The 14,747-nt window shown below is 59.5% G+C and carries 15 protein-coding genes; 4 read left to right on the top strand and 11 right to left on the bottom strand.

All coding sequences use genetic code 11. The features are described from left to right. Window positions 1-48: 48 nt before the first annotated feature. Together N181_RS17495 and N181_RS33235 are read right to left on the bottom strand one after the other, a co-directional pair. Complete coding sequence (locus tag N181_RS17495; RefSeq protein WP_037435032.1) at window positions 49-1,590, bottom strand: PAS domain-containing sensor histidine kinase; 1,542 nt, start codon at window positions 1,588-1,590, stop codon at window positions 49-51. 582 nt (window positions 1,591-2,172) lie between these two features. Further along, window positions 2,173-3,177: a LysR family transcriptional regulator gene (locus tag N181_RS33235; protein WP_162129911.1), complete on the bottom strand. Its 1,005-nt coding sequence runs from the start codon at window positions 3,175-3,177 to the stop codon at window positions 2,173-2,175. Window positions 3,178-3,452: 275 nt separating this feature from the next. Between N181_RS33235 and N181_RS17485 the strand changes: the two genes are divergently transcribed. Both N181_RS17485 and N181_RS17480 read left to right on the top strand, forming a co-directional pair. Next, the gene (locus N181_RS17485; protein WP_240533496.1) at window positions 3,453-4,133 is read left to right on the top strand and encodes an MBL fold metallo-hydrolase; all 681 of its coding nucleotides are present in this window, start codon (window positions 3,453-3,455) and stop codon (window positions 4,131-4,133) included. A gap of 334 nt (window positions 4,134-4,467) precedes the next feature. Beyond that, complete coding sequence (locus tag N181_RS17480) at window positions 4,468-5,148, top strand: serine hydrolase (protein WP_234885989.1); 681 nt, start codon at window positions 4,468-4,470, stop codon at window positions 5,146-5,148. A gap of 859 nt (window positions 5,149-6,007) precedes the next feature. On the opposite strand, the gene N181_RS17475 is transcribed toward N181_RS17480, so the two are convergent. The 7 genes from N181_RS17475 to hchA all read right to left on the bottom strand — a co-directional run bounded on the left by N181_RS17475 (window position 6,008) and on the right by hchA (window position 11,297). After that, window positions 6,008-6,196 (bottom strand): hypothetical protein, encoded by a 189-nt coding sequence (locus tag N181_RS17475; RefSeq protein WP_060563624.1) that lies wholly within the window; start codon window positions 6,194-6,196, stop codon window positions 6,008-6,010. Further along, window positions 6,186-6,425, bottom strand: coding sequence for a nuclear transport factor 2 family protein (locus N181_RS17470; RefSeq protein WP_060563622.1), 240 nt, complete (start codon window positions 6,423-6,425; stop codon window positions 6,186-6,188). Before N181_RS17470 ends, N181_RS17475 begins: the two co-directional genes overlap by 11 nt. Window positions 6,426-6,464: 39 nt before the next feature. Further along, window positions 6,465-7,469, bottom strand: a complete 1,005-nt coding sequence (locus tag N181_RS17465) for an NAD(P)H-quinone oxidoreductase (RefSeq protein WP_037435025.1) — start codon at window positions 7,467-7,469, stop codon at window positions 6,465-6,467. A 154-nt stretch (window positions 7,470-7,623) separates the two neighbouring features. Then, complete coding sequence (gene hemB, locus N181_RS17460; protein WP_037435023.1) at window positions 7,624-8,610, bottom strand: porphobilinogen synthase; 987 nt, start codon at window positions 8,608-8,610, stop codon at window positions 7,624-7,626. A 197-nt stretch (window positions 8,611-8,807) separates the two neighbouring features. Beyond that, on the bottom strand, window positions 8,808-9,581 hold the full coding sequence (locus N181_RS17455; protein WP_037435020.1) for an SDR family oxidoreductase: 774 nt from the start codon (window positions 9,579-9,581) through the stop codon (window positions 8,808-8,810). Window positions 9,582-9,619: 38 nt separating this feature from the next. Next, complete coding sequence (locus N181_RS17450) at window positions 9,620-10,324, bottom strand: PA1136 family autoinducer-binding transcriptional regulator (RefSeq protein ID WP_037435018.1); 705 nt, start codon at window positions 10,322-10,324, stop codon at window positions 9,620-9,622. A 94-nt stretch (window positions 10,325-10,418) separates the two neighbouring features. After that, entirely contained in the window at window positions 10,419-11,297 is an 879-nt protein-coding gene (gene hchA, locus N181_RS17445) for a glyoxalase III HchA (RefSeq protein ID WP_037435016.1), read from the bottom strand. Between the two features lie 579 nt (window positions 11,298-11,876). Here hchA and N181_RS33230 point away from each other — a divergent pair. Further along, window positions 11,877-12,065, top strand: coding sequence for a hypothetical protein (locus tag N181_RS33230; protein WP_037435014.1), 189 nt, complete (start codon window positions 11,877-11,879; stop codon window positions 12,063-12,065). A gap of 170 nt (window positions 12,066-12,235) precedes the next feature. Beyond that, window positions 12,236-12,751, top strand: coding sequence for an NUDIX hydrolase (locus tag N181_RS17435; protein WP_037435012.1), 516 nt, complete (start codon window positions 12,236-12,238; stop codon window positions 12,749-12,751). Window positions 12,752-12,933: 182 nt separating this feature from the next. Here the strand turns inward: N181_RS17435 and N181_RS17430 are convergent, their stop codons facing one another. Together N181_RS17430 and N181_RS33755 are read right to left on the bottom strand one after the other, a co-directional pair. Next, entirely contained in the window at window positions 12,934-14,067 is a 1,134-nt protein-coding gene (locus tag N181_RS17430; protein ID WP_050994735.1) for a hypothetical protein, read from the bottom strand. Between the two features lie 280 nt (window positions 14,068-14,347). Beyond that, a partial coding sequence (locus N181_RS33755; protein WP_162267713.1) for a DNA resolvase occupies window positions 14,348-14,747 on the bottom strand: 400 nt, incomplete at its 5' end.

Raw genomic sequence — 14,747 nt, 5'->3', positions numbered from 1 at the left:
CTTCCACCTATCATTCATCGAGTCGCTGGTGGAACTGACCGAAGCAGTTCAGGAGGTTATATCGGCAAGCGGTTGGGGCGCTTGAGAGGGCATGACGGGATCCCGAACGCCTTTGCTAGATGTTGCCGACGTGGAAATGGGAACGGTAAACGAGAACACGGCGCCGCCTTTCTCGGCGTTCGTCGCCCAGAGCGCACCGTTGTGGGCCTCGATGATTGAACGGCAGATCGACAGCCCCACCCCGAGACCGGTCGGCTTGGTCGTGTAAAACGGTTCGAAGACGCGCTCCAAGGCGGCTTGCGTCAAGCCCGGACCGGAGTCTTGCACGGTGACAAAGACATTGTCGTCGTCTCTTCCGGCGGTGATCCGAACATTGCGATTAACATTGTCGACACTGCTCATTGCCTCGATGGCGTTGGTGATCAAGTTGAGCATCACCTGCTGCAACTGTACGCGGTCTCCTCGGATGGTCGGCAAGCCCTCCGAGAGTTGGATCTGTAAGGAGACACCGTTCTTCAGGGCTTTGCCGCGGCTGAGGGCAACGATCTCGGTGAGCGCCTCGGTGATGTCCAGGTCCTCGAGCGATGGCGGTGCGTTCTTGAACAGGGAGCGTATCCGATCGATGACATTGCCGGCCCGCGTCCCGTCCTTCACAACGTCGTCGAGTGCCTCTCTCACCTCCGCAAGATCGGGCGGGTCCCTTCCCAGCCAGCGAAGCGCAGCCTGCGCGTTGGCGAGCGCAGCGGCAATCGGCTGATTGACCTCGTGCGCGATCGAGGCGGAGAGTTCCACCAGGCTTGCAACCTGCGATGCACGCGCCAGCCTGTCGTTCGCTGCCTGGAGGGCGGCCTCGGCGCGTTTGCGGTCGTCAATGTCGATAAGCAACTCAAACCATCGCAGAATGTGTCCGTCGACATCCCGCAACGGCATAGCCAGCACATTGAACCAGCGATAGACGTCATCTGCGCGTCGCAGACGGGTCTCGATGTCGTAGGATCGACCTGCTTCATAGTTTGCATTGTGGGCGGCGATTGTGCGCTCCAAGTCCTCGGGATGAACGGCGTCTGTTGCTTCCCATTCCTTCAGAGTCTCCAAGGTCTTCCCGAAATAGTTGAGCGTGGCCTGATTGAGGCCCTCGACCGCCCCCGATGGCGTTGTCACAGCGACCGGAACCGGGATGCTGTCGACGATCAACTGAAAGTCGAGCGCGCGCCGCCGCAGGGTCTCCTCGGCTCGCCGAAAATCCTCGATATCGGTTACCACTCCGCACCATTTGATGATCCGTCCGGCATCGTCGAACATCGGACTGCATTGCACGCGAACCCGGCGATACTGCCCGTCGAAGCGCCGTACGCGCGCCTCCATCTCGCTGGGCTGGCCGGACGCTAGAATCGACCGCCAGCGTTCGAGCAGTGCGGGCAGGTCGTCCGGGTTGACCGCGGCCTGCCATTCCGCGCCACCGGCTTCGTCCAGAGTGACGCCGGTGAATTCAGACCAGCGTCGATTGATAAGCTCGAGCTGCCCGTCCGGCCGTGCGATCCACACCATGGCCGGAAGCGCGTCCAAAACGCGGCTGAGATCGGACTCCATTGCTGACCTTTCACCTCGAAAAGTATTGATTAGGGTTTGCTTACGATGTCATTCGATCTGTGTACAGGTCGATGAAGCAGACACTGCGCAAGGAGCGCAAGATCCCGTGTGACTGGCGATTGCCGCCCCATGCTGACTGCACTTCCCGACCACTCCGCCCTTCATGTTTGTCACTCTCATCGCACCGCGTCCTGCCCTTCGCCAAAACGGCTGTCCAGGTAACCGCGTTGTCCGTATGGCGTCCCCGCAACGCCGAAGACGGGGGCGCTCCCCGAGAAGAGGTATCAAGTTCGGTTGATGCAACCGCAAACACTGCCTTACGCTCAACGGCGGAAGCCCGAGTACAATCGGGGAGTGGCCGCAATGCGTCGAGAATTCGCTTTCGTCAGCGACGTGGATGGGTGGCAGGCAGTCGCTCGCTGCGAGCAGCACGAATGGCCGAGATGCGGACTTTTGGGACGTTCGTTCAACCGACACTTCCGACCCAGAGCAGCCGCTGGACGATCACTTCGCCCATGTCCGGTGCTGCTCCGAACCGCGTCTCTCCGGCTCGGCGCCGATTACGTCGTAAGCGTGCTCCGGTCAGGCTGATTGAGCGCGGAATGTTTCGCGAACTGCCTTCAGGAATTCCGTTACCTTCGGCAGATCACCCAATTGCTGATGATACAGGTAATAGAGCGGCACAGGGGGACCCGACCAGCCCTGAAGGACCTGAATGAGCCGCCCCGTTGCGACGCCGTCGGCTGCAAGCACATCGCTCAGCAAGCCGATGCCGAGGCCTTGACTGACAAGGCCTTCCACAAGGACAGGGTCGTCAACAATAATCGAAGGTGGCCGCTCGAGCGTGAATTGGCGCGCGCCATCCGATAACGTCCAGTGCACCAGCTCTCGCCGCATGCGAGTCCGGTGCGCCACCAGCGAAACATCCGTCAAGTCCTCCGGCGAAGAGAAGGTCAGCCGGGAGCAGAGGGCCGGAGCGGCGTATAGACGCTGCTCGACCATTCCAATCTTCCGGTAAATCATGTCGCTGTCGGCGGGCTCCCCCATCCGCAGCGCCACATCCACGCTTTCGCCGATCAGGTCGATATTGCCATGCGTTGTCTGGACATCGACCTGCACCTGCGGGCAAAGCTCCGCATAGCGCACCAGAATCGCCGGGAGGAAGGTGCGCGCAAAGCTGAAGGACGTCGCGACGCGGAGGCGGCCGCGGACTGTGCCGTCCACCGGGTGGAAATTGGCAAGGCCGCGATCGACGATCTCCAGGGCTCCACTGATGGAATTGAACAACTGTCTCCCCGCCTCGGTCAGTGAGACGCGCCGTGTCGAGCGCAACAACAGGGCCGTGCCGAGCGTGGTTTCGAGTTCCAACAGACGCCGACTGACGGTACTGGGCGGGAGGTGGAGGCGAATGGCCGCCGCGGAAAAGCTCTCCGTGCGGGCAACCTCGAGGAAAATCCGCAGGCTATTGAGATCGGGCGATTGGTTGGATTTCATGCGTTTCCGGAACAGTGACTTCCATGGTCTGAGGATAATCGACGGAGGGGTGAATTGATACCTTGATCGCATCCAATTGAAGGAGCTGATCATGACGACTCGCAGACAGACATTAGGCCTTCTCGCCGCTACCGCTTTGCTGCCGCTCGCGCCCCGCTTTGCGTTCTCCGCCGCTCCGTTCTCGAACATGGCAATGCCGGTTACTACCGGTTCCGCTTCGGAAGCTTCGAAGTCACGGCCCTGTCGGACGGCACGATGGCGCTGCCGATGGCGAAGATCTATCAGAACGAATCTGCCGACGAACTGCAACGCAAGCTCGACGAGAACTTCCTCGGCAAGGAGCGCATATTTCCATTAACGCCTACCTGGTGAACGACGGCGAGCGTCTCGTGCTGATCGATGCAGGAACCGGTACCCTGTTCGGGTCCGCCGCTGGCAAGCTCATCCGACACCTCGAAGCCTCGGGCTACCGGGCGGATCAGATCGATGCCGTCATCCTGACGCATATTCATGCCGACCACTCCGGCGGCCTCACCGTTGATGGCGAGCCGCAATTTCCGAACGCAAACATTCACGTCGCGGACCGCGAGTACAGGTTCTGGATCGATCGCGAAGGCCTGGCCTCGCTTACGGCGGAAGTGAAGAAGGATCTTCAACGCGCACATGACGCCCTCGCGCCCTATATCGCAGCAGACAAGGTCAAGCGTTTCGCCGACAACGCCGATCCGCTACCGAACTTCGGATCGATCCTGAGGCCTGGACACACGCCTGGACACAGCTCAATCGTCCTCAAGACCGGGGACGGTCAACGCTTGGTCTTCTGGGGCGACGTGATCCATGGTGACTATGTCCAGTTCGATGAGCCTGACGTCTTTGTCACCTTCGACGTCGACGGGAAAGCCGCGGCAGCAACCCGAGCGACGGCGCTGGCAGAAGCCGCGGATGGGCGTTATCTCGTCGCCGGCGCTCACCTTCCGTTCCCCGGCATCGGCCACGTAGCCAGAGACTCGACTCTCTACCGTTTTGTCCCCTGGAACTACGTAGAGTAATGAGAGGACACTTGCGGCGCGTATGGCATGTCGCGGGATGCCTCGCCACCCGACGCTACTACGGTCTCCTCTTGAGCATTCTCGTCGGTCGGCTTAGTCAAGGCGGAAGGCGTCCGTCGCTTTTTTTGACATCGAGCAAATCCAACCCCGTTGCGGCGGAAGCGTTCGCCGTGAGTCTAGCCTAGCAATGGAGACACCAAATAAATGAAGATGCGTACTGCTGTTGTGGCCGGCATATGTGCCGTCTTGCCGTTCATCTGTCTAACCAACGCGAGCGCTGGCATGATGCCATAACGGCAGCAGCCAAGTCCGCAGAAGCCCGTCTTCCTGCTGGGTGGGACTGGCAATCTATGACACAGGTGGCGAGAGGACCTGGTTCTACAATGCTGATGAACGGTTCCCCTTCGCCAGTACATTCAAGGCGCTCGCCTGCGCCGCCCTGCTTAACGCCGGGAACGAGATCTCCACCAGTACAGTGACCATTACCAAAGCGGATGTGCAATCATATGCGCCCGTTACGAAAACAATGGTCGGCAAGCGGGTATCGTCGGCCGAGCTTTGTGAAATCACCTTGCGGACCAGTGACAACACCGCCGCGAACAAGGTGCTTGATGTTCTTGGCGGGCCCCCGGCGGTAACGTCCTTCCTGCGCTCGCTCGGCGATAGGATTACCCGACTTGACCGCATAGAACCTGAGCTGAACGAAGGCCGCCCCGGCAACCCGCGCGATTCAACGACGCCACGTGCAATGGCCGATACGATACAAAAACTCATCCTCGGTAACGCGCTGGAGGACCGCGCACGGATTCAATTGACCGAATGGCTTGTTGGCAACGAAGTCGGGGGGCCGCTACTGGGCCGGCATTCCGACGGATTGGAAGATTGCGGACAGGACCGGGGCTGGTGGTTTCGGAACACGGGGTATTATAGCCGTGATGTGGCCTCCGGCGCGCGACCCTATCGTCGCCGCCATCTACGTCACGCAAACGGCGGCGTCGATGGAAGATCGCAATGAGGCGATCGCCGACATCGGAAGAGCGATCGCGAGCCTGTTTTCGAACTGAGACACGGCCCGCGCAATCCGTTGGTGCGGGAGGTCGTGAAGCTTTGGGGAGCGGCTTGAGTGGAGGTAGGAGATTTTGCCGACCTCGCCACCATGCTTGATGGCGGTCAGCGGCCCATCATGGTCCCTGCACTCAGCATTAGCGGGCCCTTTGGGTCATTGGACGGCGCTCCTGTACGGATGGGAACCCCGGGCTCCACCTCCATACCGCCCGCAACCGTAGCGTCTCTGATTCTTGCACAAAGGACCGCTCTCCGACCCCCTCGCGAATGCAAAGAATCGACCCAGCGCAGCCGTCGGATATGCAATGGGACAAAGACTGCTTAGAGCCCGAAAACGACTTTCCAGCCACGCTTCACGAACGACCGCTGTGCGCCCCCTTTCCGGTCACGGAGCCCACCCAAGCAGTGTCTCGAAAGCGGACAAGGCAGAGGGCTGGGAAGGTAGCATGTTTGCGCCAAACGCGGACTTTGATACCGGAGACCGCGAAGGTCACGATCCGACCCGTTGCTGTCGTTGCGTCCGGTGCGATGAACGTCTCGATTGGCCATCTCGGCCTTTTGACTACGGATCGATCACTCCCGCGCGCGGCAGCCGTGTAGGCGGCCCCGGTCCAACTCCCAGAAGTGTTCGCGTCCAAGAATGTGGCTCCCGGCAGGACCACCAGCTTGATAGTGTTCAGCGCCGCCTCGAAACGATCCATGCGGCGCGGGCTGACAGGTGCACTGACATCGCATGAATGCGACAGCGGCCGAAAGCGGGAGACGGCGTCGGTGAGCAAGGCGTCGCCTGCTCCAAGGAAACATCCTGTTTAAATATGGCTTCGTCCCAGTTGCGAATACCAGCCAGCATTGTCCCAATATGCCACCATGTGCTTGATCCGGTTCTGCTCATCACCATGCACGATGAACACATGCGGAAGGACGTAGTGTAGCCCCTTGTTCTTGATACCGAAGGCGTCCTTCGACTGGGTCCCGCTTATCGTCACTTCAACCGTCACGGATTTTTCCATCGGCGCTGCCATAGGTAGCCGTCACCTCGTTGGTCAGATCGGGAAATACATCGATCAGGGCGCCCCATATACCTCGCCCTGCCTCCGACGCGCGTCCCCGCAAGTCGGCGGGGTAATAGTTGATGGTGCCATCGTCGGTGAATAGCGAAACCATCGCATCGACGTCCCGGTTGCTATAGTGCGTGAAGAACTGCTCAGCAGTGTCAATCAAGGACATGCAAACCTCCCTTTCCTGAGAGAAACAGCAATAGGCTGGTCATTCGTCATCAACCCGGAGAACGATTTTCCCGACATGATCCCCGCTTTCCATTACGGCATGAGCCAACGACGCGTCGGCCAGCGGGAAAACATGGTGGATGATCGGTCGGCACTTGCCCGCTTCCAAAAGCGGCCAGACCTGCGCGCGAAGCTCGGCGGCAATCTGCGCCTTTTCCGGCGCGGTGCGCGCACGCATGGTGGAGCCGGTGATCGTTGCGCGCTTTAAGGCCATCGCCTGGAGATCAACGCCGTCCGCGACGGTTCCTCCAAGGAAGCCGATCACGACTAGCCGTCCGTCGCGCGCCAGGGCTTTCAGGTTCCCCTTGATGTAGGAGCCGCCCATGATATCGAGAATGATGTCGACACCGCGCCCGCCTGTCTGCGCTAGCACTTCGGCCGCAAAATCGCTGCTGCGATAGTTGATCGGCTTTCCGCCGAGGGCCGCAATAGCCTCGCATTTCTGTTCGGACCCGGCGGTTGCAAAGGCCTCGATACCGAGTTCCTTGCACAATATAAGTGCGGTGGTGCCAATGCCGCTGGTGCCACCGTGAATCAGGACCGTGTCACCGCGTTTGGCTCCCGCCATTTGAAACAGGTTAGCCCACACGGTAAAAAAGGTTTCGGGTATAGCGGCAGCCTCGACAGCCGTCATCCCGGCCGGGACAGGCAAGGCTTGCGTCGCCGGCAGAAGGCAGTACTCGGCGTAGCCACCCCCGTTGGTCAGGCCGCACACTCGGTCGCCTATCCGGTAATCGGTAACATCGTCGCCGACAGCGACCACGGTTCCGGCAACTTCAAGACCAGGGATCGGATTGACGCCAGGCGGCATCGGGTAGTGCCCCTGACGTTGAATGACGTCCGGTCGGTTGACACCCGCGGCCTCGACCTTGACCAGTATCTCTCCGGCCTTCGGTTGTGGCACAGGCGATTTCCGCAGCTTGAGCATTTCTGGACCGCCAGGAGCGGTGATCTCTATCTCATTCATGAACTCGGGTAGAAGCATTGTTTCTCTCGGACTTGCCATTGTTGGAACTGAGTTCTATCGCCACACGGTTCCAGGATTGACTTGCGGCTGCTTGCAGGGACCGACTGGTTTCGCAGGTGCCAGCCGGCCCGATCTACTTCCATGCATTGAAGCGCGAGTACGCAGATGACCACTACTCATCAAACAATCCTTGAACGAATTCGCGCGCAAAATAGCTGATGACCAGATCCGCACCGGCGCGCTTGAATGCAGCGAGCGTTTCGCGGACGGCATCCTTTTCGTCGATCGCCCCGGCCTCAGCGGCGAACTTGATCATCGCGTACTCGCCGTTTGCCCTGGTAGACGGCGATTGGCAGGTGCGCGTTTTTTCACGCAGGCGTGCCAGGATGTCGAGATAGGGCATGCCAGGCTTAACCATCAGTATGTCTGCGCCTTCGGCTTCGTCGAGAAGGGATTCGCGAATGCCTTCACGACCGTTCGGCGGATCGATCTGATAACCTCTGCGATCGCCCTGGACGCTGCTTTGCGCGGCGATCCGGAAAGGGCCGTAGAAACTGGAGGCGAACTTGGTCGAATAAGCCATGATCGGCATACCGGAGAAACCCGCCGCGTCCAGCGACTGACGCAAGTATGCTACTTGCCCGTCCATCATCGACGACGGCGCCACGAGATCGGCGCCCGCCCGCGCGGCGGTAATGACCTGTTTGCCGAGGTTTTCAAGCGTCAGATCGTTGTCGACTTGCCGGTCCACGACCACGCCGCAATGGCCGTGCGTGGTGTATTCACACACGCAGTTATCGCAGATCACCACCATATACGGCGCTGCCTGCTTTGCGGTTCTGATCATCCGCGCAAGCAATCCGTTGTCACTCCAAGAATCGCACCCGTCCTCGGTCTTGTGATGCGAAACACCGAAGAGAATAACGGCCTTGACGCCGTCGCGATAAAGAGAGGCCACCTCTTCAGCAAGTTGCGCTTCCGGTACGCGAAAAACGCCCGGCATTGAAGCGATGGGCAGCTTCTCCGCAGTATCCTCCTCCACGAATAGCGGATAAACGAGATCGTCGGCGGTTACATGTGTTTCTGCAAATATGGATCGCAGCATGCCATCCCTGCGTAAGCGTCTTGGCCGGACGGATGGAAATTTCGAAGTGCACATACTGAAACTTGTTCTATCGGTTGGGAGTAGATCGGATCGCCGAGACGGTTGAGGCTTCCCACCGCTTGGGATTTGTCACCGCTTGTCGAAACGACAAAAGGTCAGGCATTGCCTACATCGCGAGCGACTTCCTGAAGTGCATATTCGATGCCTTGCAATGTATCGTTTTATCTCGTCACCATGTCGCGAAACCGGCTCTAAGCTTGCCGGTTCCAGATCTCAGCCTGCTCCTTGCGGACCATCTCCTCGGCGCTGACGGGTCGGACCGTGCGGTAAAGCGGCTTGTCAGCTTCGATCACCTCGATGATGGCTTCGATCATCTCGGCGGGATCATGCTGGTGGGTGAGTTCGCGCACAGGCCAGTGATCGACGACGCGCTCGCCCTGGTTCCACCACTGGTCCATGCTCTCCATGCCGGTGTCGTTGAACCCGGTGCGGAAGGCACCCGGATTCACCGTTATAACCTCGACGCCATAGGGCTTCAGCTCCTCGTGCATGGCCGAGCAGATGCCCTCGACCGCGTGCTTGGAGGCGGCATAGGCGCCATCGAACGGAACCTTGACCAAACCTGCCACGGACGAGGTCCAAACGATCCGACCGGAGCCACGCTTCACCATGGCGCGCGCGAAACCCTGCGCGAGTTCTAGCGCCGCGAAGACGTTGGTCTCGAAGACTGAGCGGAACACGGACATCGGGATCTCGACCAGCGGCCCCGATTCCATAATGCCCGCATTGTTGAACAAGACATCGATCTCCAGCCCGAATGCGCTGGTGCGGTCGATCTCGTTCAGCACGTCGAGCTTGATGACCTGCATTTCGACGTCTTCCACCTTCGCCGCATTGCGCAATTCCCAGACCTGCGGCCAGATCTGGCAGCCCGCGATCACCTTGTGGCCGCGCGCCGCGAGGCCTAGCGCGACACCGCGGCCGAAGCCGGTTGCGGCGCCCGTTATGAGGATGGTCTTGCCCATTTCGTCACCTCCTGCACAACAAAACGCCGCGCCTTGCGTCAGCCCTCGATCTCGCCGGCCTGGATCGCGACTTTGACGGCCTGTGCCGTCGTCGCCACCGCCAGGCGAAGCCGTATGCGGCGCAGATGGTTCTCCACAGTCCGCTCGGACAGGCCGAGCGTCGCCGCTATGTCGGCTTGACGACGGCCGGCGGCGATCCAGCGCAACACTTCCTTCTCACGTGCAGAGAGGTTCACCGTTCCCTTCTGCTCGCGTGCTTCGATCAGGCGGCGGGCCGAACGGAACGCTGCCGCGCCGACGATCGTCAGCATGAGACGGGTTCGCACCGCTCCATCGATGTGCGTCCCGCCGAAACTCATCGCGCCTTCGAGACCAGCGCGGCCAAAGATGGGAACCTGCAAACCATGGATCCCGGCGCCTCTGGGGCCCTTGACCACGCGATACTTCTCGCCGCGCGCCGAGACGGTCTTGGTCCAGAAGAACGGTTCGTCCGTCTCGAGCACATGACGCGTCACTGGGCAGCGGCGGACATAGGTTTGGGCATCGACGGTCTCGCCGTCACCGAACCAGTCGCCCTCCGCCCAATAGATTTTCTCGACCAGTTCATCTCGCGCCGGGGAGGCGGAGAACAAGAAGAAGCGGTCATAGCCGAGCGGTTGCGAGACGGCTCGCACGGCTTGCTGGATCGACGGGAGGTCGTCGCTGGTCTCAATGGCGATGACAGTGTCGACGATCGGATCCATACCTTCCGTCCATCAATCGGAGCGGCAAATCTCTGCGAGGCAGGATGCGGGACGGATGTTGGGAAACCCATGACACCTGTCCCGCTTCTGTCATTCAAGCGGAAGCGACTTCCTGAAGGAGAGCCTTGGCCGCAAGCTTGCCCAGCGCATTGCCCGCGAGCGGACTGTCGCCGGTCAGCATCTTCCGATCTTGGTGGGTCATGCCGGAGATATCGGTGTTGACGATCTCAAAGCCGAGCGCCTTCAGCTTCTCGCCGAAGGCCCAGGTCAGATGACCGGGCATGTAGCCCATATCGGGCGTCTTTGCGTCGATACTGTCTGGAAAGGCGCAGATCTTGTAGCCGTTGTAGATGTAGCTGTCCTTCGTTTTTCCGATGCCTGCGGCGAGGAAGGCTGCCGGCCCGTGGCACAGCGAGATCATGAACTTGTCCTTGGCTGCGGCCCATTCGAGGACCGCCTTCACCTCTTCGCTCTCGGGCAAGCCGATCAGGGCGCCATGGCCGCCAGGGATGAAGACGGCGATGTAGTCGGAGTCGTCACCGAGGTTCTTCTTGATCACATCAGCGAGCTTCAGCGGCTTCTTGAACTGGTCGCGATACTTCGCGAACAGGCCCTTGACCTCTGCATCCTCGGACGGCATCGCCCAGAGTTCGAACTTGACGGGGTTGCCGGACACCGTCGCGACGTCGAACGAAAAGCCGGCTTTGTCGAGATGGTACATCGGCAGTAGCGTTTCCACGGGATGGTTCCCCGTCGAGAACATCGTGCCGTTGTCGGTCAGCAGATAGCGCTCGTCGGCACCAATCATCAGAATCTTCCAGCGCCTTCCCGTGTAAGGATTGGGATAGTCCGCGCCGCTGAGGTCGGACTTCGGCGAGGTGAACTGACTGAGCGAATAGGGAGAGGGAAAGAACGCATTGTCCTCGGCACGATCCGGGGTCGGGCGCTTGTCTTCGGATTGCTCGGTCGCCATGGTTTTCTCCATCGTTGGTGTTGACATGCCGATGATTATAGGCGTCGAACAGGCGCGCTGTGAATGAGGGATTTCCCTCAACGTCTCGCGACAGTCTCAAGGAACGCGACCAGTAGCCTGAATTCTTGCTGACCGGCGAATATCGTTGCCCGCAAACCAAATGCTTTGGGTGTCATTTCACCCTCAGCGGGAACCGACCCCTCTTGTGATAAATCTCCGCCCGAGCGCTTCCGGAGGATCCAAATGATCCAGCTTGCGCCACCGCTACGAGTCGCGAGCGAAACAGAAGCAAAGGAGCTGGCTGATCTCGTCAACTTCGCTGGCGAGGGTTTGCCCCTGTAAATTTGGGAGGGACTGCAAAAGACGGCCAGGACCCTTGGGAGGTTGGTCGCGTCGTCAAATCGAAAAGGTACGCGAAGGCCGGATCGTGGTTGTGGACTTTGGGGACGGTGCTGTAGCAAGTCTGACTGGCTACCCAAAATCGGTTCCGAACCCAAGCTAATTGGCGACGACTTCCCCGCCCTGTTTCGGCTGCTTCAAGAGCTGGAAAACAAGGCACTGGAAAAGGCGCTTCGTCGGATGAGTGTCATCGTCGCCAAGTGGAAGACCGCTCAGTCTGCACTGCAGACGTTCATCGCCATCACATTGAACTTCCGCCCTCCACCCAAAACGGACCTTGGCATTCTGACGTTCGAGGTCTGCATCGGGGCGATCCCTGACCTTGCGGGCGAGAACTGGCATGTCCGCTTTTCGTGTTGCGCGGCCTAGCAGCGGATGGTCGGCCTACGGCCCCTAAGCGGCCGCCGTTGCAGAATAGAAGCGATCACGATATTCGCTGGCCAAGCCCCGCGGTACTCCAAGACGACGCGACCGTTATGTGTCACAATTCACAGCAGTCGCTCACGGGCGAGGTGAAACCGCTGGCAGGTTCAATCTTAATGGTGAAAAAAGCACGGTCACAGGAGCCACACGCTCTTCTTCGCCAATTGGCCACTGTGCCCGATAAACTATTTGCTGGGAATTTCGCGCAGCAATATGGGGCACTGTGCTTCCGCGACAAACGCGAAGCGTCTGGAATAGAAATACTTTTGACAACGTCGAGAGACAGCGGGCGGTGGATTATTCCCAAAGGGTGGCCCATCAAGGGGAAAAAGCCGTTTGAAGCTGCAGCTACGGAAGCGTGGGAAGAGGCTGGGATACGTGGAGAAGTGAAAAAGCGGCCGGTTGGTCGCTTCACATACTTGAAGGCGCTAGAGGGCCGGGAGCTTGTACCATGCCTGGTAGATGTCTTTCAGCTCAGGGTGACTGAGGAGAAAGAAGACTTCAAGGAAAAGGGGCAGCGGATTCTTGAATGGGTCAGTCCCGAGGAAGCAGCCAGACGTGTCAGTGAGCCCGAGCTGAAAACACTGCTGCGCGGCTTTAAACAGCGAAAGGCATCGAAACCTAGAGGCTAGCGTTTCCGGAAGGCGTTAGTCGCCATGCAATGTCGCTTCCGGCCCCGGTCCTGCCGGAATGAACCTTTTGCAAGGCCAATGATCAAAGGATTTGTCTAGTCTCAATGGGGGGTGGATTGCGGACCGTCCGCATCCGGCTTCTCGGAACCCTCGCCAGCCGGTGTCACCACCGCAGTTGCAATCTATTGCTCGTCACCCTCGGGCAGCGCCATGGCCTTCAGAATGGCGCGCTCGTGACGCCGTTGCGGGCCTTTCCAGTCACTGTAGGCACTGAATTTTTCCAGGAACTTGACCTCATCGAACTCAATGCCATCTTCGAATGCCGGCGGCAGGACACCGATCTTGGTGGCGAGGGCCGTCCGATACAGCGACGCGGCCACGTGCAGGAGATGGGTTCCATTGTCGGTGACCAAGTGCTCGTCGGTGACATCGTTGCCGTGCATGAAATCGGATCTCAAGGCATCGATGCGGAAGTAGATCAATGACGCCAATGTGCGATCTTGGGTAGTGCTCTTGGTCTTCGGAACCGGATGAGCCAAAGCCTTCAACCCATCGTCACACCATGGGGCGCTATCGAGCAAATCCATGACGCCAGACTTGTAGGCGCCGCCCCCAGGTCCAGGGTGGATTAGGATTTCCATCGCGCTAACCCACAAAGTGATCAGGCGACCGATATCGTAGAAGGTCGCCTCCTGACCGCCCGGCATCATGCTCGCCTGGTACGCCATGTTGAGCGACCGGAAGATTGCCCGATCCTCCCACTCCACATTCTCGCGACCGAACCGACGTGCCCATCGCCGGGACAACTCCGCAAAGAGGGGCGTGTCGACATCCGACAGGTCGATACCGGCAGTGCTGAAGCCCGGCACGGACTGGCCGCGGAAAAGGTCGAGGTCGTGCACTCCCAGCATCGACGAGTTGTTAGTGATCAGGTCTTCGCCGAACTTGTCGAGCATCCATGGATATATCGACAGGCACTCCGCCCAAATCGGTCGCTGCATGCCAGAATTGTGCGTCACCATAACGGCGCGGCCACCCGTGATCACCGATATCGAGACCGCATCGCGAAAGCCGGCTACCGGGGATGTGCCACGAAAATGCTGCGGCGCTGCTTCCCGGATCATGAGAACCGACGGCTCGACTTTCTGACCGAACGCATCCGAGAAGCGGCGGAGAAATTTCAGGAGACGCGGCTGGCGACGGCCGGCAGCCTTAACCCGTGGGTCGGTGGGCGGGAGAAGTGCGATGTCGTCCATGGCGATCGGTTCGCGCACGGACGCGCTGGGTAACACCGCCATGGGAATCCAAGGGGCCATCGACGCTCCATTTCGCCGGAAGAAAGATTGCAGGGCAAATTAGTGGGTATCCTCACGAATAGGAAGCTTTCAGACAACTGCCTTTGATTCTCGAACGACCGCAAAGGGGTCGTCAGCCGAACGGCGGCTTACTCAGTTTTTCGGCCAGAATCGGACAGGCAGCAAGCGGCCCCGAACACGTCATCCGGCAATCGGCTTGGCGACGACCGCTTAGTCCGCGAAGCGGAAATTGTCGCCGTAAAGCCGGCTTGAGGCGGAAAATTTACAAGTCTCCATGCCATCAGGCCCCCGCAACCACCGATAACGACACTCCCGCGAGAACCCCTCCGGGAGTGCGCGTTCTGGGAACCTTTTCAACGTTTTGCTGCGCGATCCAAGTCATGATCGTGCCGAGTTCGCCTTGCAAATTGGCGTCAATGTCGCCCCGCTTCGGACCGGGTGTGAGCACAATTTTGTGGATCAGCAACCGCAGCGCCACCCCCGCTTCCTGGCGTTCCTCAGGTCGGTTAAGTGCCTCCGTGAGAACGGCGATCTTCTTCGTATAGAGCGCAGCGGCTGTCGGCAGGTTGTACGGAACATCCTGGGAATAATCCGCGAGCAGGCCAGTTAGTTTGATCCTGCGGGCTTCGAGTTTGACGTGCTTCCCGCAAATCGGATCGTTCTGAACTGGAATTTTCCAA

Source organism: Sinorhizobium fredii USDA 205, assembly GCF_001461695.1.
Taxonomy (GTDB): domain Bacteria; phylum Pseudomonadota; class Alphaproteobacteria; order Rhizobiales; family Rhizobiaceae; genus Sinorhizobium; species Sinorhizobium fredii.
The sequence above is the reverse complement of the archived record's forward strand: the minus strand, read 5'-3'. Positions and strand labels throughout refer to the sequence as shown.

Bases quoted from the DNA above. Each gene is read 5' to 3' on its own strand.
- N181_RS17430 (WP_050994735.1), bottom strand. From the start codon at position 14,067: ATGGCCCCTTGGATTCCCATGGCGGTGTTACCCAGCGCGTCCGTGCGC.
- N181_RS17450 (WP_037435018.1), bottom strand. From the start codon at position 10,324: ATGGATCCGATCGTCGACACTGTCATCGCCATTGAGACCAGCGACGAC.
- N181_RS33235 (WP_162129911.1), bottom strand. From the start codon at position 3,177: ATGATCAGCTCCTTCAATTGGATGCGATCAAGGTATCAATTCACCCCT.
- N181_RS17470 (WP_060563622.1), bottom strand. From the start codon at position 6,425: ATGTCCTTGATTGACACTGCTGAGCAGTTCTTCACGCACTATAGCAAC.
- N181_RS17435 (WP_037435012.1), top strand. From the start codon at position 12,236: ATGGTGAAAAAAGCACGGTCACAGGAGCCACACGCTCTTCTTCGCCAA.
- N181_RS17495 (WP_037435032.1), bottom strand. From the start codon at position 1,590: ATGGAGTCCGATCTCAGCCGCGTTTTGGACGCGCTTCCGGCCATGGTG.
- N181_RS17455 (WP_037435020.1), bottom strand. From the start codon at position 9,581: ATGGGCAAGACCATCCTCATAACGGGCGCCGCAACCGGCTTCGGCCGC.
- N181_RS17465 (WP_037435025.1), bottom strand. From the start codon at position 7,469: ATGCTTCTACCCGAGTTCATGAATGAGATAGAGATCACCGCTCCTGGC.
- hchA (WP_037435016.1), bottom strand. From the start codon at position 11,297: ATGGCGACCGAGCAATCCGAAGACAAGCGCCCGACCCCGGATCGTGCC.
- hemB (WP_037435023.1), bottom strand. From the start codon at position 8,610: ATGTGCACTTCGAAATTTCCATCCGTCCGGCCAAGACGCTTACGCAGG.
- N181_RS33230 (WP_037435014.1), top strand. From the start codon at position 11,877: ATGAGTGTCATCGTCGCCAAGTGGAAGACCGCTCAGTCTGCACTGCAG.